Raw genomic sequence first — 26,864 nt, forward strand, 5'->3', positions numbered from 1 at the left:
CTTACCCTTGAGTCTGTTTTTCGTAGTGCTGCACCACGCGCCGGAAGTCCGTCGGGGCGCTGCCGATGTGCTGCCGGAAGAACCGTGTGAAGTGGCTGGGCGCGGAAAAGCCCAGCCGCAAGGAGATATCGGCCAGGGGCTGGCGCGTGTGCGTCAGGTCGGTGATCGCGGCTTCCATCCGCAGCACATTGCTGTAGACGTTGGGCGTCAGGCGCGTACAGCGCCGGAACAGCGTGAAGAAGTGCGCCCGGGACAGCCCGCTGTGCAGCGCGACCCGGTCCATGTCGAATTCCGCGCCGAGGTTCTGGCGCATGTACCCAATGGCCTTGCGGATGCGCGGATCGCCGCCGATCGCGGATTGCGCATGGACCAGATGGCGCATGTTGCGCCATTCCGAAAACGGATCGATCACGGCGATCATCAGATCGAACAACACGGTTTCGAGCCGCTCGGCCGGAATGTCGTCGGCGTACAGCATTTCCATGGCCAGGTCGTCCGCCAGCTTGCGGATCCGCGCCGAGATCTCGACACAGGGGTTCGGAAAGAACTGCGGATGCGCCGCGACCGACAGGTGCCGCTGGATCTCGCCCAGCCAGGCCGGCTCGACATACAGTGCAAGGATGACGGTGGGCGGCGCCAGCGCGCCGGGATGCTCGTAGGAATGTGATTCCCAGGCGTTGACGAGCACGGCGGTGTCGTCCGTCAGCGGCGTGATCCGGTCGCGCACACGAAAGGCCGTATCGGCGCCGCTTGCCTTGATCAGCACATGGCAGTGGTGGTGCGCATGCGTGACGAGCGGCTTGTCCATGTCGAGCAATGCGACACGGCCGAACCTGCCCTGGAATATCCTGATAGCCGTCGACACACCCGTCTCCTTATCGACCTCGATGACCCGGGCATGTCGATCATTATTGTTGTGCCCGAAGCTATCTTACACGCCGATGTCAGGACGCCGACACCGCCCTCATGGCTGGCTGAAGCGATGCAGGTTGGCGCTCAGGTAGGCGTCGCGCGATGGCAGCAGGTGCTCGCGGCACAGCGTGACCAGGGCATCGCGGTCGCCCGCCTGCAGGGCTGCGATCATCTGCCAGTGTTCGCGGCAGGCTTTTTGCCGGTAGTCGGGCGACACCAGCGAACTGAAACGGATCGGGTGCGTCTGCCGCGCGTATTCGGCAATCGCGCGTTGCAGCACGACGTTGCCCGTCAGACCGAACAGGGCCTGGTGAAACCGCACGTTGGCGCGGAACACGCGCCGCGGATCGTTGGCCTGGACGGCGGCGTCGTGCTGCTGCTGGATCTCGACCAGTTCATCCAGCGCCTCCGGATCGGGCGACTGCGGAATCAGGCTGGCCGCCTGCGTTTCCAACAAGGCCCGCAGCTGGTACAGCTCGGACACTTCCTTGGGCGTGAACGATCGCACCAGGGAACCGATGTTGCGCCGCCGTTCCGTCAGGCCCAGGCGGTCCAGCATCGCCAGCACTTCGCGCACCACATGGCGCTTGATGCCGAACCGATGCATCAGGTCGTCTTCGATCAATCGTTCGCGCGGGTTGAGCACGCCCAGCACGATGTCCTCTTCCAATGCGGCAACGACCCGCGCAACCGGGTCGGTCGCCGAGTCGTCAAGGGTGGCCGCATCAGGCGCGTGAAGCAGGGCTGTGTCCATGGCTGTCATATTGCGGGCGTGGGGCGAGCCAGACCTGCGTCATGCCTTGGATGGCACATCAACAGGGCTGGCCCGGACCCGCCGCCGGTTTACTTCGTTCTTGGGATGGTGCCGGTCATGGTGGCCGCGCGCAAAAAGTCGAAGTCGACGCCTTCGTCGGCCTGCGTCACGGTGGTCATGAACAGCTTGCGATAGCCGCGGTCGGCTGTCGGTTCCACGACCGGCGCGACGCGAGCCCGCTCGGCCAGTTCCTCGGCCGACACCAGCAACGCGATCTCGCGATTCTTGACGCTCAGGCGGATGCGGTCGCCATTCTGCACGTAGGCCAGCGGGCCGCCAACGGCCGCTTCGGGCGTCACATGCAGCACGATGGTGCCCGCTGCCGTGCCGCTCATCCGGCCGTCGGAGATCCGGACCATGTCTTTCACGCCCGCGCGTGCCAGCTTCATCGGGATCGGAATGTACCCAGCCTCGGGCATGCCCGGGGCGCCCTTCGGGCCGATGCGCTTGAGCACCAGCACGTCGTCGGCGTTCACGTCCAGGTCCGGATCATCCAGGCGCGTGACCATGTCTTCGGCATCTTCGAACACGACGGCGCGGCCTTCATGTTCCATCAGTTCAGGCGCCGCGGCCGACTGCTTGATGATCGCGCCGCCGGGGGCCAGATTGCCACGCAGCACGGCAATGCCGCCCTGCGGATAGATCGGGTTGTTGAACGGGCGCACCACGTCCTGCTTGAACGGCGCGCTGGCGGCATCAAGCTCTTCGCCCAGCGTTCGCCCGGTGACGGTCATGGCGTTCAGGTGCAGCAAGGGCTTCAGTTCACGCAGCAGCGTGATCATGCCACCCGCCTTGTGGAAGTCTTCCATGTAGTGCTGGCCCGACGGCTTCAGGTCCACCAGCACCGGCGTTTCCGCGCCAAAACGGTCCAGTGCTTCCAGGTCCACTTCGAAGCCCATGCGGCCTGCAATGGCCGTCAGGTGGATAATGCCGTTGGTCGAACCCCCGATGGCCAGCAGCACCCGCATGGCGTTTTCGAAGGCCTCGGCCGTCAGCACCTTGTCGATGGTCAGGCGGTCCTTGCTCATTTGCACGGCCAGCGTGCCGGTCTGTTCCGCAATGCGGATCCGGTCGGCCGTGACAGCAGGCGCCGACGCGCCACCCGGCACCATCATGCCCAGGGCTTCGGCAATACACGCCATCGTGCTGGCGGTGCCCATGACCGAACAGGTGCCGACGCTGGCCACCAGCTGATTGTTGACGTCCGCAATTTCCTGGTCGTCGATCTGGTCTGCGCGGTAATAGGCCCAGTAGCGGCGGCAATCCGTGCAGGCGCCGACACGTTCCGACCGGTGCGAGCCGGTCAGCATCGCGCCCGTCACGAGCTGGATCGCCGGGATGCCGGCCGATGCCGCGCCCATCAATTGCGCCGGCACGGTCTTGTCGCAACCGCCGATCAGCACCACGGCATCCATCGGCTGGGCGCGGACCATTTCTTCCGTGTCCATGGACATCAGGTTCCGCAGATACATGCTGGTCGGCGCGGAAAAACTTTCGTGAATCGAGATCGTCGGAAAGTCCATGGGGAGGCCGCCCGCCAGCATGATGCCGCGCTTGACCGCTTCGATCAGCTGGGGCGCATTGCCGTGGCAAGGGTTGTAGGCGCTGCCGGTGTTGACGATGCCGATCACCGGACGCGTCAGGGCGCTGTCGGTATAACCGGCGCCCTTGATGAAGGCCTTGCGAAGGAACAGCGAGAAGCCGCGGTCCCCGTAATTGGTCAGCCCCTTCGACATGCCTTCCTGGGACATCTCGGGGGTCGTGGAGTGGCCGTTGTTGGGCGCTTTAGGCTGTGAGGTCATGTCGATTTAATTATCAATAATATTCTTGACGATGATGCTACCCGCTTCTATAGTCGGTCACAAGAGGGGCGTGACCCCTTACTTATAAAAACGCCTGGAGATCGACGCGTGAAGCTCTGTACATCCTCCCCCCGCACCCCCAATCCCCTGCGTCGCCACCTGCTGCTCGCGCTTGCCGTGGCCGGCGTGGCTGCAAGTCCCTTCGCCGCGCACGCTGCGGATGACTATCCCAGCAAGCCGATACGCCTGATCGTTCCTTATCCCCCCGGCGGCGCCACCGACGTGATCGGCCGCGTGATTGCGCAGAAGCTGTCGCTGGCGCTCAACCAGCAGGTGGTCGTCGACAACCGCGCGGGCGCCACTGGCAACATCGGCGCCGCAGCTGCGGCGACCGCCGCACCGGACGGCTACACCCTGTTGATGGGCGCGCTGACCAGCCATGCCATCAACGCGACGCTGTTTGCCAAGACCGTCAGCTACGACCTGGAAAAAAGCTTTACCCCGGTTGGCATCGTCGGCTCCGTGCCGCTGGTGTTCGTCGTGAACCCGGCCGTCAAGGCCAAGAACCTGACCGAGCTGATCGCCCTGGCCAAGAAGTCGCCGGGATCGTTGACGTTCGCATCGTCAGGCAGCGGCTCGCCGCAGCATCTGGCCGGTGAAATGTTCAAGAAGATGGCGGGCATCGACATGCTGCACGTTCCCTACAAGGGCAGCGGCCCCGCCATGACCGACCTGGTTGGCGGACAGGTCCAGAGCATGATCGAAACGGCGCCTGCCGCGCAGGGCTTCATTGCGTCGGGCAAGCTGCGCGCCCTGGCCGTCGCTTCGAAAGAACGCGTCAGCACGATGCCCGACGTCCCGACCGCCGCCGAAGCCGGCCTGAAGGGTTTCGAAGTCAGCTCCATGTTCGGCATCCTGGCTCCCGCCGGCACACCGAAGGCCGTCGTGGACAAACTGACGTCCGAAATGAAGAAAGCCCTCAGCACGCAAGACGCCAAAGACGCCCTGCTGCAGCAAGGCGTGATCGCCAGCTACGCCGCACCCGCAGAAGCCGCCACCGCGATCAAAAGCGAAGTGGCCAAGTGGGCCAAGGTCATCACCGACGCCAACGTAAAAGCCGACTGAATCTCGTAGTAAGAAGTAACGCGGCCCCGACAGCAGCAATGCCTCGGGGCCGAATCTTTTTCGATCAAAGCAAATAGCCGCCAGAGCAGACCAGGGCACCGCGGATCCGGCTTTGCCGGTCCGCCAGTGCCGCCCCTGGGGGAGCCGCAAAGCGGCCAGGGGGGGTTAAATCAAGGCACCGCGGATCTGGCTTTGCCAGTCCGCCAGTGCCGCCCCTGGGGGAGCCGCAAAGCGGCCAGGGGGGGCTACATCAAGGCACCGCGGATCCGGCTTTGCCAGTCCGCCAGTGCCGCCCCTGGGGGAGCCGCAAAGCGGCCAGGGGGGGCTAAATCAGGGCACCGCGGATCTGGCTTTGCCAGTCCGCCAGTGCCGCCCCCTGGGGGGAGGCGCGAAGCGCCAAGGGGGGGGCTACAGTATCCTTGCGAACCACCACATCGACAGTAAAGCGGCGGCCATCGTAAGCATCGCCCCCAGCGCGACAAACAACGCCGATATTTCCATCGGCTCTTCCTTGTCATACGCCAGCCGCATGGCCAGCGACTGATAGATCTTCTTCAGCTCCTTGGCATTGTCCGCGCGAAAATACTCGCCGCCGCTGCCCGAGGCAATTTTCTTCAACGCCTCGTCATCCAGCCGCACCCGCATCGACCATCCGTCCACACTCAAGGTCGCGCCTTCGTTCGTCCCCACCCCGACGGTGTAGATGCGCACGCCATGCGACGCGGCCACATCCACGATTTTCATGGGGTCCGGCCCTGTATTGCTCTGACCGTCCGACAACAGCACGATCGCCACGGACCGGTTCGACCCGGGCGTGACGGGCGGCGCTTCGGGATCGACCTTGGGCGGCACCGCGCCGTAGGTCGGCCGGCCGCTGATCAGGCCTTCCACATCGAGGTCAGCGGCGGGCAGCAAGGTCGCCAGCGAGATGATCAGGCCGCTGCCCAATGCCGTGCCGCGCTGGATCTGCAGATTATCAATGGCCGCCGTGGCGTCTTCGCGCAGGCGTGTCGGCGACTGCACCAGCGCGGCGGCGCCCGCAACCGCCACGATGCCCAGACGCACGTTGTGCGGCTGATCGTCGATGAAGGCCTTGGCCGCGGTTTGCGATGCCACCATGCGACTCGGCTTGACGTCGTCGGCACGCATGCTGCCCGACATGTCCATGGCAAGCACCACGGTTTCAAGCCGCGAAGGCAGCTTCACCACCGCCTGCGGCCGCGCGACCGCGAACAGCATGGCGCACAGGCCCAGCAACAGGATCAAGGCCGGCAGATGACGGCGCATGCGGCTGTCGCCCACTGACTGGCCCACCAGGTCCAGGCTGGGATAACTGGCCGCCACGCGCCGCCGCCGCGCAAGCAGCCGCAGATACAGCAGCACCAGCACCGGCACCAGCACATACAGCCACAACATGCGGGGCCACAGCAGGGTCAGGTGCCCGAAGTGATCCATGTTCATCTAGCCACCCTACCCTTGGCGTCCGGCGCGCCGCGCCAACGGATTCACGCCCGACGCAAGCTGCCCGCGCCGTTTGCGCTGGCGTATGAAATGCAGCAGCGCCGCATCCAGCCGGTCCATCGTGCTCAGTTCCAGGCAATCGACTCCGGCGTTGCTCAAGGCCTCACGCAGGTCCGCCTCGCGCTTGGCCGCGGCTTCCATGAAACGTTTGCGAAAGCCCGGATCATGCGTATCCACGAACAACTGCTCGCCCGTTTCCGAGTCCTGCATCATGACCATGCCCAGGTCGGGCAGCTCCAGCTCTAGCGGGTCATACAGCCGCACCGCCACCACTTCGTGACGCTGCGCGAGCTGCGCCAAGGCCTTGGTCCAGCCAGGCTGGCTGATGAAGTCGGACACCACGAACACGACAGACCGCCGCTTGATGGCGGACTGCGCCTGCACCAGCAGTTCCTGCAGGTCGGTCTGCCGCTGAGCGGTGGCCGCCTTGGACTTGAGCATGCTGTCCAGCACGTGCAGCACATGCCGCCGGCCGGACCGCGCCGGAATGGTCTGCATGCCATCGGCCGAATACAGCACGGCGCCGATGCGGTTGCCATTGCGCGTCAGCAGCCGGGCCAGCACGCCGACAAAGCCGGCCGACATGCCGCGCTTGCGCACCGCCTGGGACCCGAAATCCAGCGATCCGCTCAGGTCCAGCAGGAACCACCCCGCCACCTCGCGATCTTCCTGGAACTCGCGCACGTAGGGGGTTTGCAGACGCGCCGTCACGTTCCAGTCGATGTAGCGCACGTCGTCTTGCGGCTGGTATTCGCGCAGTTCGGCCAGGTCAAGCCCGAAGCCGCGAAACAAGGTGCGGTAGTCGCCCTGCAGCAGGCCATCCAGCCGCCGCACCACGGTCCATTCCAGCCGCTGCAGCAGCTGTTCCGGATTGGGCAGGCCGGCGCTGGCCGCAGGCAGAGAGGGGCTGGGCGTGGCCGCAGCCTCGCCCGCGGCGCGTGCCGCCTTACGCTGTCGCTTCAACCCGAACATGGGTGTCCAATGGCCGGTCAGGCGCAGGAATGGCTTTGAGGATCCGCATGATCAACTGATCGGCGGTCAGTCCGTCGGACAACGCTTCATACGACAGGACCAGGCGATGACGCAGCACGTCGGGCACCAGGTCGATCAGGTCTTCGGGCAGCACATAGCTGCGGCCCCGCAAGAAGGCCAGCGCGCGGCTGCCTTCGATCAGGTTGATGGTCGCGCGCGGGCTGGCGCCGAAGGTCATGTAGCGCGCCATGTCGCCCAGGCCATAGCGTTCCGGCCGGCGCGTGGCGGACACCACCTTCACGGCATACTGCATGATGCCGGGGTCCACATACACGCGGCGGCACTCGGCCTGGATGTCGCGCAGCTGTTCGATGGACGCGACCGCCGCGACCTGGGTCGGCACGCCCGTCACGCGCGAGGCGATCACGAACTCTTCCTCTTCGCTCGGGTAGTCGATCAGCACCTTCATCATGAAGCGGTCGACCTGCGCCTCGGGCAGCGGATACGTGCCTTCGGTTTCGATCGGATTCTGCGTCGCCATGACCAGGAAAGGCGACGGCACCTTGTGCGTCTCGCCCGCGATCGTGACCTGCCGTTCCTGCATCACTTCGAGCAGGGCGGACTGCACCTTGGCCGGCGCGCGGTTGATTTCGTCCGCCAGCAACAGGTTGGTGAACACGGGGCCCAGCACGGTGCTGAATTCGCCGCTCTTCTGGTTGTACATGCGCGTGCCGATCAGGTCGGCCGGCAACAGGTCGGGCGTGAACTGGATCCGCTTGAACGATCCGCGCAGCGTGCGCGCCAGCGTATTGACGGTCAGCGTCTTGGCCAGCCCCGGCACCCCTTCCACCAGCAAGTGACCCTGCGCCAGGATCGCCACCATCACGCGTTCAAGAAAGTGGTCCTGCCCCACCACCACCCGTTTGACTTCGTACAGCACCTTCTCCATCAGCGAAGCGGTGTCCAGTCCCTGCGTTACCTTGTCTTCCATAAGCCAATTCCCTGAGCGATGCGAATGAATGGATGCCTGAACGACTGCACGACTGCATGAACCCGATCAGAACGGTGGAATGCCGACTGCGCTGCCCGCCGATTCAATGGTGGTCGCGAACCCGATGCCAATGAAGGTGTGGGCCTCGGTCGGATTCAGGATCGCGGTGACGATGCCGACGACTTCGCCATCCATCGACACCAGCGGTCCGCCGGAATTGCCCGGATTGGCCGCGGCGTCGAACTGGATGAGCTTGGTCAGTTCCTGCTTGCCCTGCGGCGACACGAACGCGCGATCCAGCCCCGACACGACGCCGGACGATACCGAGGGCCCGATGCCGAACGGAAAGCCTACGGCGACGACTTCATCACCGGGGCGCAGGTTGGCCGTGCTGCCGAGCGTGGCGGGGGGAAGGTCATCGGGCGTGGACTTGGCCTTGATGACGGCCAGGTCCTTGTCGGGCTGGACGCCAACCACCGTGGCCTCGGATTCGAACCCGTCGAAGAAGGTGACGACCAGGCGCTTCGAACCGGAAATGACATGGAAGTTAGTCAGGATGGTGCCGTCTTCGACTACCACGACGCCCGACCCGACACTGCCGCGGTCTTCGTCGGGCGCTTCGTTCTTGCCCGAGGGCGCACCCGGCTTGGCGCCACGTTCACCGTCGCGCGGCGCGCCGGGCTTGGCAGCATCGGCCTGACGCCCGGGCGCCTTGCCGCCATCGTTGCGCGGGCGTTCCTGCGGCGACGGCACGGTGTCCGCCTTGGGCACGGCGCCTTCAGGTTTGGTAGGTGTAGGCACCGTATCGGGATACCCGCGCACCCGAACGACGGAACGGCGCACCGCCTCGGCCGCACGCGCCGGGCGCGACGGCAGCGATTGTGTCTCGAGCGTATGGAGTACGGCCGCGTCGATATCTTCCTGCGTCAGTTGGGCCTGGCCCCCTGGCGCGGCGCGAAGCAGCACCGCAAGCACGCCCGCGCAGAGCAGCCCGCAAAAGAACATCGCGGCCTTGTCGTGGCGTCGCAGGAAAGCGCGGGTGCGCGAGACAACGGGGGGAGCCGCGCGAGGGTCGGAACCGGAAGGGGAAGACGCGGAAGGAGGGGGAGCTGCCGAGGGCATGGACTCCGCACCCGATGCCGTTTTCGGCCGACTCGTGCTGCTGTAGAGCGGTGCTCGCTTCATCCTCTGACCCTCAAGATTCGAATCGGCCTGGCAAGAACCAAGTTAACACTTTCACTCCGGATTTGGTACATCCGTCTTTACCGGCGACAGGGTTCCTGTGCATACTGGGGCTGACGATTCCCTCCGTCTTGCAGCCCGACGATCAAGGAGCACCCATGCGGTTTTTATGGCCTGACCTGCTCTGGTCATTGCTCCTCGTCCCTCTCCTGATCGCGGTCTATATCGCCGTGCTGCGGCGACGCAAAAAAGCGGTGCTTCGATACTCCAGCATGCTGCTCGTGCGCGACGCGCTCGGACCCGCGCAGCGCTTGCGCCGGCACATCCCTCCCCTGCTTTTTTTGTTAGCGATGATGTCAGCGCTGTTCGCGGCCGCGCGGCCCAGCGCCACGGTCGTGCTTCCGGCCGAGTACCTGACGCTGGTGCTGGCCATGGATGTGTCACGCAGCATGCAGGCGAGCGATGTCGAGCCCACGCGCATGTTCGCGGCGCAGGGCGCCGCCAAACAGTTCATCGATGAGCTGCCGTCCAGCGTGCGGCTCGGCATCGTGTCGTTCGCGGGCACCGCTGCCGTGGTGCAGACGCCTACCGAAAGCCGGCCCGACATGATCGCGGCCATCGAACGCTTCCAGCTGCAGCGTGGCACGGCCACAGGCAGCGGCCTGATCCTGGCGCTCGCCATGCTGTTCCCGCAAGACGGGATCGATCTTGAATCCGAAGTGTTCCGCAGCAGCTCGCGCTACGGCTCGCGCGCCCTGCCCCCCGCTGGCGCCAAGCCGGCGGCGCCCGCGCAGAATCGGGCGCCTGTCATGCCGGCGTCCTACACGGGTGGCGCAATCATCCTGCTCAGCGATGGCCGCCGCACGACCGGCCCGGACCCGCTGGATGCCGCCAAGATGGCCGCCGAGCGCGGCGTGCGTGTCTACACCGTCGGCTTCGGCACGAACCAGGGCGCCATGATCGGCGATGAAGGCTGGTCGTTCTACGCGCGGCTGGACGAGCCCACCCTGAAGGCGGTGGCGCAGATGACCGGGGGCGAATACTTCCAGGCCAGCTCGGCAGCGGACCTGCGCAAGATCTACGAAGGCCTGAACCTGAAGTTCTCGATGGAAAAGCGCGAGACCGAAATCAGCGCCCTCTTTGCCGCCCTTGCGGCGCTGCTCACGGTATTGGCAGCAGGCCTGTCGGTCGTCTGGTTCAGGCGTCAATGAACGGCTGACCGCCGGTCCCTGCGATGGTCAGCCTTGCCTGCCATGCGAATCAGCCCGCTTGCGGGTCCAGGTGCCTGGCCAGGAACGCTTCCATGGCCGCGTAAAACTCGAACTGGTTCTCTTCATTGTGGAAGCCGTGCCCTTCGTTGTCCTTGACCATGTACTCCACCTCGACTCCCCTGCCCCGCAACGCCGCCACGATCTGATCGCTTTCGTCCTTGTTGACGCGAGGATCCTGCGCGCCCTGCGCAACGAACAGCGGCGTCCTGATCCTGTCCACAAAGAAGACGGGAGACCCTTCGCGCAGCAGCGCTTCGTCTTTTTCCGGATGTCCCACCATTTCGTGCATGGAGTCCAGGAAGGGCTTCCAGTACGGCGGAATGGTGTTCATGAACGTGAAGAGGTTGGCCACGCCCACATAGTCCACGGCCGCCGCGTACAGGTCCGGCGTGAACGCGATGCCAGCCAGGGTGGCATAGCCCCCATAGCTGGCGCCGTAGATCGCGACGCGTTTGCGATCGGCCACGCCGGACTTGACCAGCCAGTCCACGCCGTCGGTGATGTCGTCCTGCATGGTCTTGCCCCATTGCTTGAACGAGGCTTCCCAGAACGCGCGGCCAAAGCCCGTCGACCCGCGAAAATTGATCTGCAGCACGGCGTAGCCCCGGTTGGCCAGGAACTGGATTTCCGGGTTGAAGCCCCACACGTCGCGTGCCCACGGCCCGCCATGCGGATTGACGATCACCGGCAGGTTTTCGGCCGGCACGCCCACGGGCAGGGTCAGGTAGCCGCGAATCGTCAGGCCATCGCGCGCCGCAAATTCAATCGGCTTCATGACGGCCATGTCATCCTCGGCAAGATGCGGCTGGATCACGCTCAGCAGCGTCAGCTGCCGGGACTGGCTGTCATACAGATACCGCGCACCTTGCGTCCGATCGTTGTAGGTCGCAACGATAAAGCGGGTCTCGTCGCGCGTTGCGCTTTGCAGGGCAATCTCATAACCCGGCAGTTGCTGCTTCAGGTCGTCATAGACCGCGCCAAGCACCGGGTCCAGCACCTTGTGCTCGCTTTTCCAGGTCGTGTAGTGGATCTCGGTCAGCACCTTGCGGCGATGCGAGTAGGCCAGCCCCGACACATCCACGTCCGGGTGCTCGAACAGCAGTGCGCCTTCCTGCGCGGTCTGGGGATCGAACTCGAAGATGGCCGCCTTGTCGCGCCCCCGGTTCGACGACACGTACAGCCGGCGATTGTCAAAGGTAAAGAACAGCGGCGACACGGACTCCTTGAAGTCCGTGGTCAGCAAGGCCTTGAAATCGTCGGTTTCCGTGTCGCGATACAGCAGTGTGTTGTTGACGCCATCGGTGGTGATCGCCAGACGCAGCTTGCCGTCGTGGTCCGTTCCCCAGCCGGTGATGTTGCCGGGGTTGGCCGCAACCAGCTCGGCTTCACCGGTCGCGACATCGACACGGAATACGTCGAACACCTGGTTGTCGCGGTGGTTGTGGGACAGCAGCAGATGCGCGTCATCGTCTTCCAGGTCGTCCACCAGCTGCGCCCGGACGCCCTCGAAGGGCGTCAGGTCGCGCGGCTCGGCGCCTCCGGCGATCGGTACCGACAGCACATGAAAATTCTCATCGCCGCCAAAGTCCTTCACATACAGCACATGCTCGCTGCCCTTCCAGAAATAGCCCCCCACGTCGCGCGCCGTCTCGGAGGTCAACGCGCGCGGTTCGCCCGACAAGGTGCCGTCGGCGGCCAGCGGCTGAACGAACACGTTCTGGCGTCCGGCATGCGGCGCCAGAAAGGCCAGGTGCTTCCCATCGGGCGAGATGCGGTACTGCGACCGCTCGGGCTTGCGAAAGAAATCCCTGACGTCGTAACGCTTGGCGGGGCCGGTTCGGGCAGGGGAAGTCGTCATGGGCAGGCACCTTGGAAGTTGAGCAAAGCAGATTCGATACTGTAGCCCCTCGATAGGTTCCGGCATCGACCGTGACAATGCGGATCATGCTGCAGTGCACACAAATGGAAAAACTTGAGTCCGTGCCCCGGGCCCACCTTGCTTGTTAGGATGAATCACTTCTCAACCGCAAGCAGAGAGGTGACATGGACGCGATCCTTCCCGAAAACGTCTTGGCGCTGGCACGCCCGTGGCTGCTGTTCGGTGCGGCTATCGTCGTGGCGCTGCTCGCCGCCTTTGTGATTCACCGCATGCTGATCGCGGTGCTGCGCCGACTGGCGCGCCGCAAGCCCTTCACCACCGCCATGACGCGCTATGCCTATCGCGCCAGCCAGGTGGTGCTGATGCTGGTTGCGGTCCGCATGGTGCTCAGTGGCACGCCCGAAGACTTCCCGTTTCTGGTGGGCGCATCGTACGTCGTGTCGGTATCGTTGATTCTGGCAATGACCTGGCTGGTGCACCGATGCGTCCACGCCATCAGCGCCACGGTCGTCACCCTCAATCCCTACGACGTCGTGGACAACCTGCGCGCCCGCCGTATCCTGACGCAGACGCGGGTCCTTACGCGCAGCGCGCATTTCATCATCGCGCTGCTGGGGCTGTCGTTCGTGTTGCTGACCTTGCCGGGCGCGCGCCAGTTTGGCGCCAGCCTGCTCGCCTCGGCCGGGGTGGCCGGCCTCGTGGCCGGTATCGCCGCTCGGCCGGTGCTGGGCAACTTCATTGCCGGTTTGCAGATTGCCTTCACCCAGCCAATCCGCATCGATGACGTGCTGATCGTGCAGGGCGAATGGGGCCGGGTCGAAGAGATCACCGGCGCCTTCGTGGTCGTGCGGATCTGGGACGAACGGCGGCTGATCGTGCCGCTGCAGTGGTTCATTGAAAACCCGTTTGAAAACTGGACCCACACCTCGTCCACGATCCTGGGCACCGTGTTCCTTTGGCTGGATTTCAGCGTGCCGCTCGACAAGGTCCGCGCCGAATTCGAACGGGTCTGCCATGCCAACGCCTTGTGGGACCAACGCGTCTGCGTCATGCACGTGGTCGACACCACCGACCGCGCCATGCAGATCCGTCTGCTGGTCAGCGCGATCGATTCGGGAACCGCCTTCGAGCTGCGTTGCCAGATACGGGAAGCCATGCTGAGCTTTGTGGCGGCCCGGTATCCCGAAGGACTGCCCCGTGTCCGCGCCGAGATGTCCGGGCAGGTGTCCAGCCAGGCGCCTGCCGACATCGACGGCACGGGGCGGATTGCCGATGCTTACAGTGCGCCGACCCCCAAGGCCAGCAAGTTCGCGTAGAGTGAAAAAGGCTAACCGGGCGCGGATCTGCGAGCCGCCCGGACCCACCGCGCACCCTTTGTCTTGCCCTGTCTGGAGTTTTCGACCATGTACCCCTCAACGACCCCGATCACCGCCGCACGCGTGCCCTCGCCCGCAGCCTTTGCGCGACGCTGCGTCGCGACGCTGGTGCTGGGTGTGGCCGCCATTGCCGCAATGCCCACTGTCCGCGCGCAGGCGCCGGACCCCATGGAACCGCCTGCCGCCATCATCGAAAAGGCAGCAACGAACGTCCTCGCGCGCATCCGGTCCGACAACGAATTGAAGTCCGGTTCGCCCGCCAAGGTAAACCAGGCCGTGGACGAATTGATCCTGCCTTACGTCGATTTCGAAAAGACGACCCGGCTTGCCGTGGGCCGCCACTGGCGCCAGGCCACGCCTGAACAGCAGCAGCAGCTGGTCAAGGAATTCCGCAACATGCTGGTGCGCACGTACAGCGGCGCGGTGTCCAGCATCTCGCCGCAGGCCAAGATGGAAATGCGCCCCTTCCGCGCCGACGCCGCCGCCACCGACGTCGTGGTCCGCACGCTGGTCAGCGATGAAGACCGAGACGCGATCCCGGTGGACTACCGCATGGAAAAGACGCCACAGGGCTGGAAGATCTATGACCTGAACGTATTGGGCGTCTGGTTCATCGAGAACTATCGCAATCAGTTCTCGCCGGTCGTTGCGCAAAGCGGCATCGACGGCCTGATCACGACCTTGCGCAGCCGCAACGAACAGATGAAGGTGTCGCCGTAGCGAGTTTGCTATCCTTACGCCTTTGCCAGCTGCTGTCATGCCCCTAAGAGCCGGAAACGTATTCATGGTCGTCGCCCCGAGCGGCGCAGGCAAGTCCAGCCTGGTCAACGCGCTGCTCGACCGCAGCCCCGAGATCCGGTTGTCCATCTCCTGCACGACCCGGGCGCCTCGCCCCAAAGAAACCGACGGAAAGGAATACCACTTCGTTTCCGTCACCGCCTTCGAAAAGATGCAGCGCGAAGACGACCTGCTGGAATGGGCCGAAGTGCATGGCAACTTCTACGGCACGCCGCGCGACTGGATCATGCGCCAGACCGAGGCAGGCCAGGACGTGCTGCTGGAAATCGACTGGCAGGGCGCCCGCCAGGTGCGGGCCAAGTACCCCGAGGCGATCGGCATCTTTATCCTGCCGCCGTCCATCGAGGCGCTGGAAGCCCGGCTGCACAACCGTGGCCAGGATGCGCCGCAGGTGATTGCCCGGCGCCTGCTGGCAGCCGGCGGGGAGTTCGCGCACGCCCCCGAGTCCGAATATGTTATTATTAATCAAGACTTTAACGCAGCCCTGGCGGAATTGAACACCATCGTTTCCGCCGCCCGGCTGCGTTTTCGTTCTCAGGCGGCGCGCCACGCCCAGCTGTTTTCCGAGCTCGGCATTCCCCATACACCGGCGCCCGTCTAGCCGCGCCGCGTTTTTCAGCGCTCCTGCTCTGATCTGTACTGACTTTATCTGGGACCCACATGGCTCGTATTACGGTCGAAGACTGCTTGAAACACATCCCGAACCGGTTCAAATTGACCCTGGTCGCCACCTACCGTGCACGCCAGCTCGCGCAGGGCCATGCGGCCAAGCTCGACACCAAGGACAAACCGACCGTGACCGCGCTGCGTGAAATCGCCGCCGGCCAGACTGGTCTGGAAATGCTCAAGAAGGTCCCCACCTAAGTAGTCAGCCTGTATCCAGTCCGCGTGGTGGAACTCGGGGCGCCTGCGTCGCAAGACGCCCCGGGAGACAGTTTCCACCCGATCGGACGATGCCAACTTCCAGTGCGCCCACGCGCAGCTCGCCTGGGTTTCGACGAGTGCCTCCTGTCCTTTGCTCCAGACAGGCACCTCGCGTCCGTACTGGGCAGGGTCGGTCGTCGCCGCCCCTGCTGACTCTCTTGCGACGACTATGGGATTTACTGTCACTTCCTCACGTTCAGGGTCCGCGCCCGAGCCCTCGTCTGCAGTCTCCCCCGCTTCGAACGGCCATTCGCCGCTCGCGCCCTCCGCTACGCCCGCTACCTACCATGCCCCCGCCGCCGGGGTATCGCTGGCCCCCCTGACCGAAACCATCTCGCTGTACCTGAGCCCGGAAGACGTCCGCCGCGTGCGTGATGCCTACCGCTTTTCCGACGAGTCGCATCTGGGCCAGTTCCGCGCCAGCGGCGAAGCCTACATCTCGCACCCCATCGCGGTAACCGAGATCTGCGCCGGCTGGAAGCTCGATGCCGACGCGCTGATGGCGGCGTTGCTGCACGACGTGATGGAAGACCAGGGGGTCAAGAAGCAGGAACTGATCGAACGCTTCGGCGTTGACGTGGCGGACCTGGTCGACGGCCTGTCCAAGCTCGATCGCCTTGAATTCGCCAGCAAGGCCGAGCAGCAGGCGGAAAGCTTCCGCAAGATGCTGCTGGCCATGGCGCGCGACGTGCGGGTGATCCTGATCAAGCTGGCCGACCGCCTGCACAACATGCGCACCCTGGGCGCGGTGGCGCCCGAAAAGCGCCGTCGCGTGGCCCGCGAAACGCTGGACATCTATTCGCCGATCGCGCACCGGCTCGGCCTGAACATCATCTACCGCGAGCTGCAGGAACTCTGCTTTCAGGCGATCTATCCGCATCGCTACCAAGTGCTGCAGCGCGCGGTGCTGTCGGCCCGCGGCAATCGCCGCGAGCTGGTCAGCAAGATCCAGGACACGGTCCGCGCCGCCCTGCCCGCCGCCGGCATCGAAGCCGACGTGCTGGGCCGCGAAAAGAACCTGTTCGGCATCTACAACAAGATGACCGAGCAAAAGAAATCGTTTTCTGAAGTGCTCGACATCTATGGTTTCCGGGTGGTGGTTAATTCCCAGCCGGAGTGCTACCTGACCCTGGGCACGCTGCACCAGCTGTTTCGCCCGGTGCCTGGCAAGTTCAAGGACTACATCGCCATTCCCAAGGTGAACGGCTACCAGTCGCTGCACACCACCGTGGTCGGGCCCTATGGCACACCGGTCGAATTCCAGGTGCGCACCCGGGACATGAATCAGGTCGCCGAAAGTGGCGTGGCGGCGCACTGGTTGTACAAGTCCAGCGACGTCAGCCTGAACGACCTGCAAAAGCGCACCCACCAGTGGCTGCAATCGCTGCTGGACATCCAGCGGCAGACCGGCGACAGCAGCGAATTCCTGGAACACGTCAAGGTGGACCTCTTCCCCGACGCAGTGTATGTGTTCACCCCGCGCGGCAAGATCATTTCGCTGCCCCGTGGCGCAACGCCGATCGACTTTTCTTACCTCATCCATACCGACGTCGGCAACCAGACGGTGGCGGCCAAGGTGAACGGCGAATTCGTGCCGCTGCGCACCGAGCTGAAAAGCGGCGATTCGGTCGAAATCGTCACGTCGGAATCATCGCGGCCAAATGCGCAGTGGCTCAATTTCGTACGCACCGGCAAGGCCCGTTCCGAAATCCGGCACTACCTGCGCACCGTCAAGTACGAAGAATCCGCGGCCTTTGGCGAGCGCCTGCTGGCGTCGGCGCTCAAGTCCATCGGGCTGCCGATGCCCGAGTCGACGGACCCGGTCTGGGACAAGCTGGCCCGTGGCAGCGGCGCGCGGTCGCGCGACGAGATCCTGGCCGACATCGGACTGGGCAAGCGTCTGGCTGCCGTCGTCGCCCGCCGCTTCATGCCTGAAGGCGACCCGATCGCCACGTCCGCCGCCCAGGTGGACGAGGCGACCGATCCGGCGGCGACGCCTATCCGTATCCAGGGCAATGAAGGCCTGGCGGTGCAACTGGCGCCTTGCTGCACGCCGATCCCGGGGGACAGCATCGTCGCCTATGTGCGCCTGGGCCATGGCCTTGTCGTGCATACCGAAGACTGCCCCAATGCCCGCCGCCAGCGTGCTCGCGAGCCGGAACGCTGGCTGGATGTGGCCTGGGACGACCAGACGTCCAAGCACTTCACGGCCCGCATCGACGTCGTGCTGCGGCAAGAGCGCGGTGTGCTGGGACGGGTGGCGGCCGAGATCTCCGCAGCCGATGCCAACATTACCCATGTGTCGATGCAGGACGAGGCCTCCAGCACGGTCGCGGTGCACTTTACCGTCCAGGTCGAAAGCCGGCAGCATCTGGCGCAAGTAATCCGTTACTTGCGGCGCGTGCCCCAGGTCCAGCGGATCATCCGGATCAAGGGCTGACCAAAGGCGTCTGCGGGATGACGCAAAAAAGGCTGCGTAACGGGATGACCGTACGCAGCCTTTTTTCTGCCTGCAACGCGTGCTGCGCGGCCTGCGCCACGCCGCATGGCGGCGACGTCAAGTGCAGCGCTACCCTGCGGCACCGCCTGCTGCTTGGCGTCCTGCTTGGCGTCCTGCGTAGCCCTGCGCCTTAGCGGGCGTCTTCCACCGGCTCCGGATACGTCACTTCAAGAATATCCAGCTCGTCGATGCCTGCAGGGGTGCGCAGCACCACTGTGTCCCCAATCTTGGCCTTGGTCAGCGCCCGCGCCACGGGCGATATCCAGCTGATCTTGCCTTGCAGCGGTTCTGCTTCATCCACGCCCACGATGGTGACCGTGTGCGTCTCGCCTTCCTTGTCCGAATACGTGACGGTCGCGCCAAAGAACACGTGATCCCGGTTGGGTTGCGACGCGCTGTCGACCACTTCGGCGATATCCAGACGCTTGGTCAGGAAGCGCATGCGCCGATCGATCTCGCGCAGCCGTTTCTTGCCATACAGGTAATCGCCGTTTTCGGACCGGTCGCCGTTGGAGGCAGCCCATGACACGATCTGCACCACCGACGGCCGGTCGACCGTCATCAGGTGCGTCAATTCATCGCGCAAGCGCGCGTAGCCTTCCGGGGTAATGTAATTGCGGACCCCGGCCGGCAAGGCGACGGCTTCGGGCAGCTCGTCGTCTTCGTCGGCATCGGATTCTTTGACAAACGCTTTGTTCATGTCGGTACTCAGGCCCAGTCGCGCCAGATGGGCGCAAGGTGGTCCGGCAAGGGTGGCAGGCTGCCAAGGTCGACCCGGCTTTCGGTCGGGCCATGAAAGTCCGATCCGCGCGACGCCAGGAAGCCATAGGATGTGGCGACCTGGGCATATTCGCGGTATTGGTCGGGGGTATGGCTGCCGGTGATCACTTCGATGCCCACGCCGCCCAGGCCAAGAAATTCTTCGAACAGTGCATGAAACTGCACCGGCGTGTAGTCGTAGCGGCCCGGATGGGCAATGACCGCCATGCCACCCGCGCCCCGGATCCAGCTGACCGCTTCGGCAAGCGATGCCCAGCGCATCGGGGCGTAACCGGGCTTGCCGTCGATGAGGAAGCGCTGGAACACCTCGCGCACGTCCTGGCAGACGCCCTGCTCCACGATGTAGCGTGCGAAGTGGGTGCGGCCGATCAGGTCGGGGTTGCCGGCATGCCGCAAGGCGCCTTCAAATGCGCCCGGTATGCCGACCGCGGCCAACTGGTCCGCCATCTCGCGGCCGCGGCGCTCGCGGCCGGAACGGGTCGCGCGCAGTCCGTCATTGAGCGCGGCATTGGCGGAATCGACATGCAGTCCCACGATGTGCACCGTCTCGTTGGCCCAGGTGACCGAGATCTCGACCCCCGGGACAAAGCCGATGCCCAGATCCGCCGCCGCTGCGGCCGCGTCGGCCAGCCCGGCGACCTCGTCATGGTCGGTCAGGGCAAGCACGTCCACGCCGTTGGCATGGGCGCGCGCCACCAGATCCTGCGGCGACAACATGCCGTCGGATATCCAGGAGTGGCAGTGCAGATCGAAGTTTTGCGGGGAGGCCATACCCCAATTGTAAGTCCGGCCTGCTGTCAGCGGCTGTTCAGCTGCAGGAATTCTGCTACGAGTTGCGCCACTGCGGCCGGCTGGTCGTGGTGCAGCATGTGGCTGGCGTCGGCCACCGTGGCCTGGCGCAGCGTCGGCACGGCTTCCAGCCGCGTCCGATAGTCGGGCAAGGCGGTCATGCGGCGCAGGATGTCGCTGTCGTCGGCTTCCACCCACAGCACCGGCGCCTGGATCGCACGCCAGCAGGCCTGCACCTCGTCCACCCGATAGGCCACTCGGTTCACGATCTTGTGCGCCGGATCGGCCAGCAGCACCCAGCGGCCGCTGTCTTCCCGGGCCCAGTGCCGGGCCAGGAAGGCGGCGCGGTCGGGCGTCAATCGGGGATTCGTCTTGCGCAGGCGTTCCCCCACTGCGTCCAGGCTCGGGTAGTCCTGCAAGCGCGCACCCTCCACCAGCTGGTCGAGCCACGTTGCGAGCCGCGCGGGAACGTCTTCCGGGCGGGTCCCCGGCAGGCCCAGGCCTTCGAGGTTGACGACCGCGCTGACCCGCCCGGTCCGGACGCCCGCGTACAGCATGGCAATGTTCCCGCCCATGCTGTGCCCCACGAGGGGGACCGGTGCGTCGGGTGACAGATGCCGCAGGATGGCGTCCAGGTCGCCAAGGTAGTCGCTGAATTCGTAGCAGTCGACGCCCGTCGCCCCGGTCAGGCCAAAGCCGCGCCAGTCGGGCGCGACGATATGCCAGCGGTCCGCCAGATGGTCGGCGACGAATTGGAAAGAGGCGGCAACATCCATCCACCCATGCAAGGCGACCAGCAGCGGCGCGCCGGGCGTGCCCCAGTGCCGCAAATGGTGTGGAACGCCGCGCACGGCCAGGGTTTCGGATCGGGATGGGACACGAGGTACGTACATGATTACTTACCAGAATTAGCAACGTGGACGGGCGCTATCCCTCACCCTTCGGGGACACGTGACGCAGCCTGGCGCAGGGCAGACCCTGAAGTCCGCAAAGACATTGCGGATGTCCGTCAGGTCAACGATCATTGCGTTATAAGCGAAGGCTGGCTGAACCACGCACGCCGATCCGACCGAGATCTTGAATCGCCAGCGGAGGGTTATGGAAGACCAGTATCAGGCACTCTACACCACGTTCAGATGGTGGGTTCCTCAGCGTTTCAACATCGCCGACGCGTGCTGCCGCCGATGGACGGCGACCAGTGCCGACGCGCGCCGCATCGCGTTGTATGCCGAAAACATGCATGGCGAGCGCGAGGTCTGGACGTTCGCAAGGCTGCATGAATACGCCAACCGCCTGTCGAACGGCCTGCGCCGCATGGGTGTGCAACGCGGCGATCGCGTCGCCATCGCCCTGCCCCAGCGCCCGGAAGCGGCCGTCGCCCACATTGCCGTGTATCAGCTGGGTGCCATTACCGTTCCCCTGTCGACCCGGTTGCCCGGCGACGTGGTCGAACAGCGCCTGCGGGACAGCGAGTCCCGCATCGTGCTGGTCGACGGCATGGCCGCGGAAACTGTTCTGCCGGCCGCGGATCGCTGCCCGCTCCTGCGGCAGGCGATCGGCATCGACCTGGACGACGAGCGCGTCCTGTCGTGGCGCACATTGATCGCCCGCCAGGAAAGCGTGTTCGACATCCACCCGACCGGCGCGAATGATCCTGCCATCCTGCTCTACAAGACGGGCACCACGGGGCCTGCACGGGGCGTCGTGCTGTCGCACGGGTCCCTGATCGGCAACCTGCCGGGGGTCGTGGCGTCCCAGGACTGGTTTCCCCAGCCTACCGACGTGTTGTGGACGGCCTCCGAATGGGGCGGCGGCCACGGTTTGTTCGATGGCCTGCTACCCGCGCTGTATTTCGGTCAGCCGCTGGTGGCCAGCCGCCATGCCAGCACCCCGGAACAGGTGTTCGAACTGCTGGAGCGCTACCAGGTGACCAACGCCAGCCTGCAGCCGGCCGCGCTGCGCGGACTGCTGGACGCCGTGCCTGACGCCGCGACACGCTACAAGCTGTCGCTGCGCGCCATGGCGGTCGGCGGCGCGCACCTGGACGCCGCGCTGGCAGCGCGGTGCGAGCACGAACTGGGCGTTGTGCCGAACGAAACCTATGGCCAGGCGGAAGTCCGCGCGATCATCGGCCACAGCCGGCACAAGTGGCCGAGCCGCCCCGGCAGCATGGGCCGCCCGTATCCAGGCCACCAGGTAGCGATTGCCACGCCGCAGGGCCACCCGGCGCCACCGGGCACCGTCGGCGAGATCGTCGTGAACCGTTATGACATCCACGGCCATGCCGACCCGGCGCTTTTCCTGGGCTACTGGCGCGGTGAAGAGGCCGGCCGGCCGGTCAGCGGCACCTGGCATCACACTGGCGACCTGGCACGGGTCGATGACGACGGCTACTTCTGGTACGCCGGACGGATCGAAGATGTCTTCCTGGTCGACGGCGGACACACCGTGGTGCCAGACGAGGTGGAAGCCGTGCTGCGGGGCTGTCCGGGCATCGAGGAAGTCGCCATCGTGCCGTCGGCAGGCCTGGGCACGAATCCGGGATCATCGGCCAGTGCCGGACCGGCCGGTGCGGGATCGGCTGGTGCAGGATCGGCTGGTGCAGATAGCGTCAACGGACGGCTGCCTGTGGTCAAGGCGTATGTCACCCGGCGCATGGCCAGCACTGAGGGGGGTGAGGCCGGCAGGGACGACGAAGATTTTGCGCAGGCCCTGCGGGACTACGCCAGCCAGCATCTGCCTGCCTGGCAGGTGCCGGCCGACGTCGAAATCATGACGGCTTTGCCGATGACGGTGAACGGGACGGTGCGGCGGATGGCCCTGCGCTTTCGCGAGGAGGAATCCGCGCGGCGGCGGCTGCCTGCTCAAGCGCCGACAGTTCCGGCTCCGTGAATCCCGCCAGCCGGCGCGCCGGGAAGTTGAACGGCCCCCGCAGCACCGGCACCACGTAGGCTTCGCTCAGGATCGGATAGTGAGCGACCGGGTCCAGCCCGGCGGCATCGCACAGATAGCGGTACCAGCGGTTGCCGATCGCCACGTGGCCGATCTCGTCCCGCAGAATGATGTCCAGGATGCCGGCGGCCGCGTGGTCGCCGGCATGGGCCAGTCTTGCCCGGATTGCCGGGCTGGCGTCCAGGCCACGAGCTTCCAGCGTGCGCGGCACGAGCGCCATGCGCGCCAGGGGATCGCCCTTGGTCTTTTCCGCCATCTGCCACAGGCCGTCGTGGGCCGGAAAGTCGCCGTACCGCACGCCATGGGCAGCCATGTGGTCGGTCAACAACGTGAAATGCAGGGCTTCCTCGCTCGCGACTTTCAACCAATCCTGGTAGAACCCTTGTGGCAGGCCAGAAAAGCGCCATATAGCATCCAGGGCCAGGTTGATGGCGTTGAATTCAATATGCGCGAGCGCATGCATGAGCGCAGCGCGCGCCTCGGGCGTGGCCATGCCACGCGTCGGCACGTCGCGCGGCGCCACCTGGACAGGCTTGTCAGGGCGGCCCGGCACCCCGGCGGGCTCGGATAATTCCGCAGCCGGGTCGGCCGTCAGTCCCAACGCGGGCAGTTCACGCGTTCTGGCGGCCTTCTCGACCGGGTCTGTCAGACACAGCAGTTCGCAGGCGCGGCGGCGGAGTTCACTCGTTTCTGTCATGCGCCGATTGTAGGCTGGGCCGGTACAATCTTGCCGGTAACCAGACGTGTACCACCCGCCAGGCCACGAGCCACGGCGTTCAGGAGCAGCATTTTTGTCCGACCATCTCAAAAAGTACCTGTTCGAAGGCAACACGGTACGCGCCGAAGTCGTTGCCATCCGCGATACCTGGCAGGAAATCCAGGCCCGCCATGACTATCCGCCTGCCGTGCAGAAGCTGCTGGGCGAACTGGTCGCGGCCGCTGCCTTGCTGGCTGCCAATATCAAGTTCAACGGCACCGTGGTCCTGCAACTGCAGGGCGACGGTCCCATCGGCCTGATCGTGGTCGAGTGCCATGCCGACCTGGGCATGCGGGCGACGGTCAAGATTCGCGAAGGCTACGAGGTGCCGGAGGACGGCACCCTGCAGACGCTGCTGAGCCCGGGCGGCAACGGCCGGTTCTCGGTCGTGCTCGACCCGCAGGACCGGCACGCCGGGCAGCAGCCTTACCAGGGCATCGTGGCCATGCAGGGTGACACGGTGGCCCAGGTGCTGGAGCACTACATGGCGACGTCCGAACAGCTTCAGACGCGCATGTGGCTGGCCGCCGACGCGAACTGTACGGCCGGTCTGCTGCTGCAGAAGCTGCCGGACCAGGGCGGCCACAGCGTCGCGCGCGGAACCGACGAAGCTGCCACGGCGGGCGCGCCCGATGCCGACAAGGAAGCGGACCTGGCCGACACGTGGGACCGCGCCCAGCACCTGGCCGAAACGATCAAGCCCGAAGAACTGCTGACCGTCACGCCGGACACCATCATCCGCCGCCTGTACTGGCAGGAAACGATGACGGCGTTCGAGCCCCTGCCGGTCCAGTACCGCTGCACCTGCTCGCGTGAAAAAGTGGCGAGTGTGCTGCTGCGCCTTGGCCAGGCCGAAGTCGATGACATCATCGAAGAACAGGGCCGGGTAGAGGTCAAGTGCGACTACTGCGTCAAGGCGTTCGAGTTCGATCCCGTCGATGTGGCGGAATTGTTCGCAACGGAGTCGACGGCGCTGCGGCACCAGAGCGACGCGCGCCATTGAAGGTGTGATGCAGTCAAGCAGTAAGGAAGCGCGGGCTGGGTCCCGCGTTTTTTTATGCCTCGCCCTTACCGCGGTGCGCCATAGCCGGCACCGGCGCAAGGGTGGCGGCCAGCAATTGTCCCGCGCAATGGTCCGCATGGCGGCACGGGGGCCGGGGCGGCAGACTGTGCGGATGCCTTCCTTGCGCTTCCGCCTTCGTCATCGTCACCCCACCCTCGGCGCCGCACGCCGCGGCATGGCGATCGTTGAATTCCTGGTCGTTGCCCTGCCGCTCTTCCTCCTTGGCGCCGTGGTCATCGAGGTCACCCGCTGGGCCGTCGCGCGCCAGGCCATCAGCTATGCGTTGTTCGAAGCCGCCCGGGCAGGTGCAGTCACGGGTGCGGATCAGCGCGCCGTGCGGCTGGCGTTTGAACGCGGATTGATTCCCTTGCTGGGAGGCGGACAGACGGATCTGTCGCGCGGGCATGAAGCTGTGAGGGCACACCTGGCGACGTTCCGCACGCAGTGGGCAATCAACGGCTACCGGCTGGTTCGCGTGCGACCTGATCCGCGCACAGAAAGCCGCCAGGCGGACGCAAGCATTCTGGTGTTGGACCTGACCTACCTGCATGCCCCGCTCTTTCCAGGTGTCGGGCACATGCTCAGGCGCGTCGTGATTCCTTCAGGCGACGACGATCCCTATACCGACGCAGCACGTCGAGCCGGTCTCGTTGTGCTTCGACGTGACATGGCCATGCCGATGCAAAGACATCCGGCAAAGAATCCGTGGGATGCAGAAGGGGAACGCTGGAAGGAAGGCGATGCGGGCTGACGACGCCAACCAAGGCGCCGGCACGTTCAACGCGAAGGACGTTGCTGCGATCCGGCCGAGGGCCGGGCAGCCGGTGCAGGCGCTCCAGCAGGCGCTCCCGCCACACCAGGCGCGGCGGCCTGGGCGTTGACGGACGATGCATCCACGATCTGCACGAAGGCTTCGCCTTCGCGGATCATGCCCAGCTCGAAGCGCGCGCGCTCTTCGATGGCGTCGGTCCCGCTTTTCAAATCGCGGACTTCGGCATCAAGGGCAATATTGCGCGTTTCGAGCTTGGCGTTCACCTCGTGCTGGGCGGCCAGCAGCCGCTCCAGCTCCCAGGTGCGCATCCACCCCCCCTTGCCTAGCCACAACGGGTACTGGATCGCGACCAGCAGCAAGGCGATGATCAGGGTGAGCAGACGCATGGACGGCGGCTTTTAACGGAGGTTGTAGAAAGCCGAACGACCTGGGTAGTGCGCCACGTCGCCGAGGTCTTCTTCGATCCGCAGCAACTGGTTGTACTTGGCCATGCGGTCCGAACGCGACATCGAGCCGGTCTTGATCTGCAGGGCGTTGGTACCCACCGCGATATCGGCGATGGTCGAGTCTTCGGTTTCGCCCGAACGATGCGACACGACGGCGGTGTAGCCGGCGCGCTTGGCCATTTCGATGGCGGCAAACGTTTCCGTCAGCGTACCGATCTGGTTGATCTTGATCAGGATCGAGTTGGCGATGCCCTGGTCGATACCCTGCTGCAGGATCTTGGTGTTGGTAACGAACAGGTCGTCGCCCACCAGCTGCACGCGCTTGCCGAGCTGTTCGGTCTGGTACTTCCAGCCCGCCCAGTCACCTTCCGCCATGCCGTCTTCGATCGAGATGATCGGGTACTTGTCGCACCAGGTAGCCAGCAAGTGGGTGAATTCCTGCGGGGTCAGCGCGGCCTTCTCGCCTTCCAGGTGATACTTGCCGTCGCGGAAGAATTCGCTGGCGGCGCAGTCCAGGCCCAGGGCGATCTGCGTGCCGGGCTCGTAGCCGGCCTTTTCGATGGCCTGCAGGACCAGCTGGATCGCGGCTTCGTGGTTTTCGACGTTGGGGGCAAAGCCGCCTTCGTCACCCACGGCCGTCGACATACCCTTGTCGTTGATCAGCTTCTTGAGCGCGTGGAACACTTCGGCGCCCATGCGGATCGCTTCACGGAACGACGGGGCGCCTACCGGCAGGATCATGAATTCCTGCAGGTCGAGGTTGTTGTTGGCGTGCGCGCCACCGTTGATCACGTTCATCATCGGGACAGGCATGCTCATCGCGCCGCTGCCACCAAAGTAGCGATACAGCGGCAGGCTGCATTCTTCGGCGGCGGCCTTGGCCACGGCCATCGACACGGCCAGCATCGAGTTGGCGCCCAGGCGGGCCTTGTTCTCGGTGCCATCCAGGTCGATCAGGGTGCGGTCCAGGAAAGCCTGTTCCTGCGCATCGAGGCCCATCAGGGCTTCGGCGATTTCGGTGTTCACGTTCTCGACAGCGCGCAGCACGCCCTTGCCGAGATAGCGGCTCTTGTCGCCGTCGCGCAGTTCGATCGCTTCACGCGATCCGGTCGATGCGCCCGATGGCACGGCCGCGCGGCCCATGGCCCCCGACTCGAGCAGGACGTCGCATTCGACGGTGGGATTGCCGCGGGAGTCAATGACTTCGCGGCCGATGATGTCTACGATTGCGCTCATGA

The 26,864-nt window shown here is 65.1% G+C and carries 23 protein-coding genes and 1 pseudogene; 10 read left to right on the forward strand and 14 right to left on the reverse strand.

All coding sequences use genetic code 11. The features are described from left to right. Position 1: 1 nt before the first annotated feature. The 3 genes from IE116_RS06075 to IE116_RS06085 form a co-directional block, all read right to left on the reverse strand. A complete protein-coding gene (locus IE116_RS06075) occupies positions 2 to 865 on the reverse strand; it encodes a helix-turn-helix transcriptional regulator (protein WP_189610695.1) in 864 nt (287 codons plus the stop codon). Between the two features lie 99 nt (positions 866 to 964). Next, positions 965 to 1,666, reverse strand: a complete 702-nt coding sequence (locus tag IE116_RS06080; protein ID WP_189610697.1) for a GntR family transcriptional regulator — start codon at positions 1,664 to 1,666, stop codon at positions 965 to 967. A gap of 89 nt (positions 1,667 to 1,755) precedes the next feature. Then, positions 1,756 to 3,477, reverse strand: coding sequence for an IlvD/Edd family dehydratase (locus IE116_RS06085; protein WP_229828398.1), 1,722 nt, complete (start codon positions 3,475 to 3,477; stop codon positions 1,756 to 1,758). A gap of 159 nt (positions 3,478 to 3,636) precedes the next feature. On the opposite strand from IE116_RS06085, the gene IE116_RS06090 reads away from it, so the two are divergent. Further along, a complete protein-coding gene (locus IE116_RS06090) occupies positions 3,637 to 4,653 on the forward strand; it encodes a tripartite tricarboxylate transporter substrate binding protein (RefSeq protein ID WP_373302953.1) in 1,017 nt (338 codons plus the stop codon). A 408-nt stretch (positions 4,654 to 5,061) separates the two neighbouring features. Here IE116_RS06090 and IE116_RS06095 read toward each other — a convergent pair whose 3' ends face one another. The 4 genes from IE116_RS06095 to IE116_RS06110 all read right to left on the reverse strand — a co-directional run bounded on the left by IE116_RS06095 (position 5,062) and on the right by IE116_RS06110 (position 9,259). Further along, positions 5,062 to 6,114 carry a VWA domain-containing protein gene (locus tag IE116_RS06095; RefSeq protein WP_189610701.1) on the reverse strand — a complete coding sequence of 351 codons (1,053 nt, stop codon included), beginning with the start codon at positions 6,112 to 6,114 and terminating at the stop codon, positions 5,062 to 5,064. Positions 6,115 to 6,123: 9 nt separating this feature from the next. Next, positions 6,124 to 7,146, reverse strand: coding sequence for a DUF58 domain-containing protein (locus IE116_RS06100; RefSeq protein WP_189610703.1), 1,023 nt, complete (start codon positions 7,144 to 7,146; stop codon positions 6,124 to 6,126). Further along, entirely contained in the window at positions 7,121 to 8,137 is a 1,017-nt protein-coding gene (locus IE116_RS06105) for an AAA family ATPase (RefSeq protein ID WP_229828017.1), read from the reverse strand. The genes IE116_RS06100 and IE116_RS06105 overlap by 26 nt, the downstream gene beginning before the upstream one ends. 66 nt (positions 8,138 to 8,203) lie before the next feature. Next, positions 8,204 to 9,259 (reverse strand): S1C family serine protease, encoded by a 1,056-nt coding sequence (locus tag IE116_RS06110; RefSeq protein WP_229828018.1) that lies wholly within the window; start codon positions 9,257 to 9,259, stop codon positions 8,204 to 8,206. A 218-nt stretch (positions 9,260 to 9,477) separates the two neighbouring features. Between IE116_RS06110 and IE116_RS06115 the strand changes: the two genes are divergently transcribed. Next, positions 9,478 to 10,530: a VWA domain-containing protein gene (locus IE116_RS06115; RefSeq protein ID WP_189610708.1), complete on the forward strand. Its 1,053-nt coding sequence runs from the start codon at positions 9,478 to 9,480 to the stop codon at positions 10,528 to 10,530. Between the two features lie 49 nt (positions 10,531 to 10,579). On the opposite strand, the gene IE116_RS06120 is transcribed toward IE116_RS06115, so the two are convergent. Further along, positions 10,580 to 12,448, reverse strand: a complete 1,869-nt coding sequence (locus tag IE116_RS06120) for an alpha/beta hydrolase family protein (protein WP_189610710.1) — start codon at positions 12,446 to 12,448, stop codon at positions 10,580 to 10,582. 185 nt (positions 12,449 to 12,633) lie between these two features. On the opposite strand from IE116_RS06120, the gene IE116_RS06125 reads away from it, so the two are divergent. From IE116_RS06125 to IE116_RS06145, 5 genes are all read left to right on the forward strand, one after another. Further along, positions 12,634 to 13,785 carry a mechanosensitive ion channel family protein gene (locus tag IE116_RS06125; RefSeq protein WP_189610712.1) on the forward strand — a complete coding sequence of 384 codons (1,152 nt, stop codon included), beginning with the start codon at positions 12,634 to 12,636 and terminating at the stop codon, positions 13,783 to 13,785. A gap of 87 nt (positions 13,786 to 13,872) precedes the next feature. After that, positions 13,873 to 14,565: an MlaC/ttg2D family ABC transporter substrate-binding protein gene (locus tag IE116_RS06130; protein WP_189610713.1), complete on the forward strand. Its 693-nt coding sequence runs from the start codon at positions 13,873 to 13,875 to the stop codon at positions 14,563 to 14,565. 37 nt (positions 14,566 to 14,602) lie between these two features. Then, complete coding sequence (gene gmk, locus IE116_RS06135; protein ID WP_189614473.1) at positions 14,603 to 15,244, forward strand: guanylate kinase; 642 nt, start codon at positions 14,603 to 14,605, stop codon at positions 15,242 to 15,244. A gap of 59 nt (positions 15,245 to 15,303) precedes the next feature. Beyond that, positions 15,304 to 15,507: a DNA-directed RNA polymerase subunit omega gene (gene rpoZ / locus IE116_RS06140; RefSeq protein WP_189610716.1), complete on the forward strand. Its 204-nt coding sequence runs from the start codon at positions 15,304 to 15,306 to the stop codon at positions 15,505 to 15,507. Between the two features lie 229 nt (positions 15,508 to 15,736). After that, positions 15,737 to 18,007 (forward strand): RelA/SpoT family protein, encoded by a 2,271-nt coding sequence (locus tag IE116_RS06145; RefSeq protein WP_189610717.1) that lies wholly within the window; start codon positions 15,737 to 15,739, stop codon positions 18,005 to 18,007. Positions 18,008 to 18,197: 190 nt separating this feature from the next. Here the strand turns inward: IE116_RS06145 and greB are convergent, their stop codons facing one another. Genes greB through IE116_RS06160 form a run of 3 tightly spaced genes read right to left on the reverse strand, consistent with a single transcriptional unit; the run spans position 18,198 to position 20,529 of the window. After that, entirely contained in the window at positions 18,198 to 18,767 is a 570-nt protein-coding gene (gene greB / locus IE116_RS06150) for a transcription elongation factor GreB (RefSeq protein WP_189610719.1), read from the reverse strand. 8 nt (positions 18,768 to 18,775) lie between these two features. Next, positions 18,776 to 19,618 (reverse strand): 3',5'-nucleoside bisphosphate phosphatase, encoded by an 843-nt coding sequence (locus tag IE116_RS06155; protein WP_189610721.1) that lies wholly within the window; start codon positions 19,616 to 19,618, stop codon positions 18,776 to 18,778. A 26-nt stretch (positions 19,619 to 19,644) separates the two neighbouring features. Beyond that, complete coding sequence (locus IE116_RS06160; protein WP_189610724.1) at positions 19,645 to 20,529, reverse strand: alpha/beta fold hydrolase; 885 nt, start codon at positions 20,527 to 20,529, stop codon at positions 19,645 to 19,647. Between the two features lie 205 nt (positions 20,530 to 20,734). On the opposite strand from IE116_RS06160, the pseudogene IE116_RS06165 reads away from it, so the two are divergent. Then, a pseudogene (locus tag IE116_RS06165) lies at positions 20,735 to 22,483 on the forward strand (acetate--CoA ligase); the annotation flags it as partial. On the opposite strand, the gene IE116_RS06170 reads toward IE116_RS06165, so the two are convergent. Continuing rightward, positions 22,407 to 23,285 (reverse strand): ferritin-like domain-containing protein, encoded by an 879-nt coding sequence (locus tag IE116_RS06170; RefSeq protein WP_189610725.1) that lies wholly within the window; start codon positions 23,283 to 23,285, stop codon positions 22,407 to 22,409. The pseudogene IE116_RS06165 and the gene IE116_RS06170 sit on opposite strands and share 77 nt — an antisense overlap. Before the next feature lie 94 nt (positions 23,286 to 23,379). Here IE116_RS06170 and hslO point away from each other — a divergent pair, with 94 nt between their 5' ends. Both hslO and IE116_RS06180 read left to right on the forward strand, forming a co-directional pair. Next, positions 23,380 to 24,348 (forward strand): Hsp33 family molecular chaperone HslO, encoded by a 969-nt coding sequence (gene hslO, locus IE116_RS06175; protein WP_189610727.1) that lies wholly within the window; start codon positions 23,380 to 23,382, stop codon positions 24,346 to 24,348. A gap of 181 nt (positions 24,349 to 24,529) precedes the next feature. Continuing rightward, the gene (locus IE116_RS06180; RefSeq protein ID WP_189610729.1) at positions 24,530 to 25,159 is read left to right on the forward strand and encodes a TadE/TadG family type IV pilus assembly protein; all 630 of its coding nucleotides are present in this window, start codon (positions 24,530 to 24,532) and stop codon (positions 25,157 to 25,159) included. A gap of 26 nt (positions 25,160 to 25,185) precedes the next feature. Here IE116_RS06180 and ftsB read toward each other — a convergent pair whose 3' ends face one another. After that, positions 25,186 to 25,566 (reverse strand): cell division protein FtsB, encoded by a 381-nt coding sequence (ftsB, locus tag IE116_RS06185; protein ID WP_189610731.1) that lies wholly within the window; start codon positions 25,564 to 25,566, stop codon positions 25,186 to 25,188. Positions 25,567 to 25,578: 12 nt separating this feature from the next. Beyond that, entirely contained in the window at positions 25,579 to 26,862 is a 1,284-nt protein-coding gene (gene eno / locus IE116_RS06190; protein WP_189610733.1) for a phosphopyruvate hydratase, read from the reverse strand. Positions 26,863 to 26,864 lie beyond the last annotated feature (2 nt).

Origin of the sequence: Pigmentiphaga litoralis, assembly GCF_014651835.1 — a bacterium.
GTDB classification, from domain to species: Bacteria; Pseudomonadota; Gammaproteobacteria; order Burkholderiales; family Burkholderiaceae_B; genus Pigmentiphaga; species Pigmentiphaga litoralis.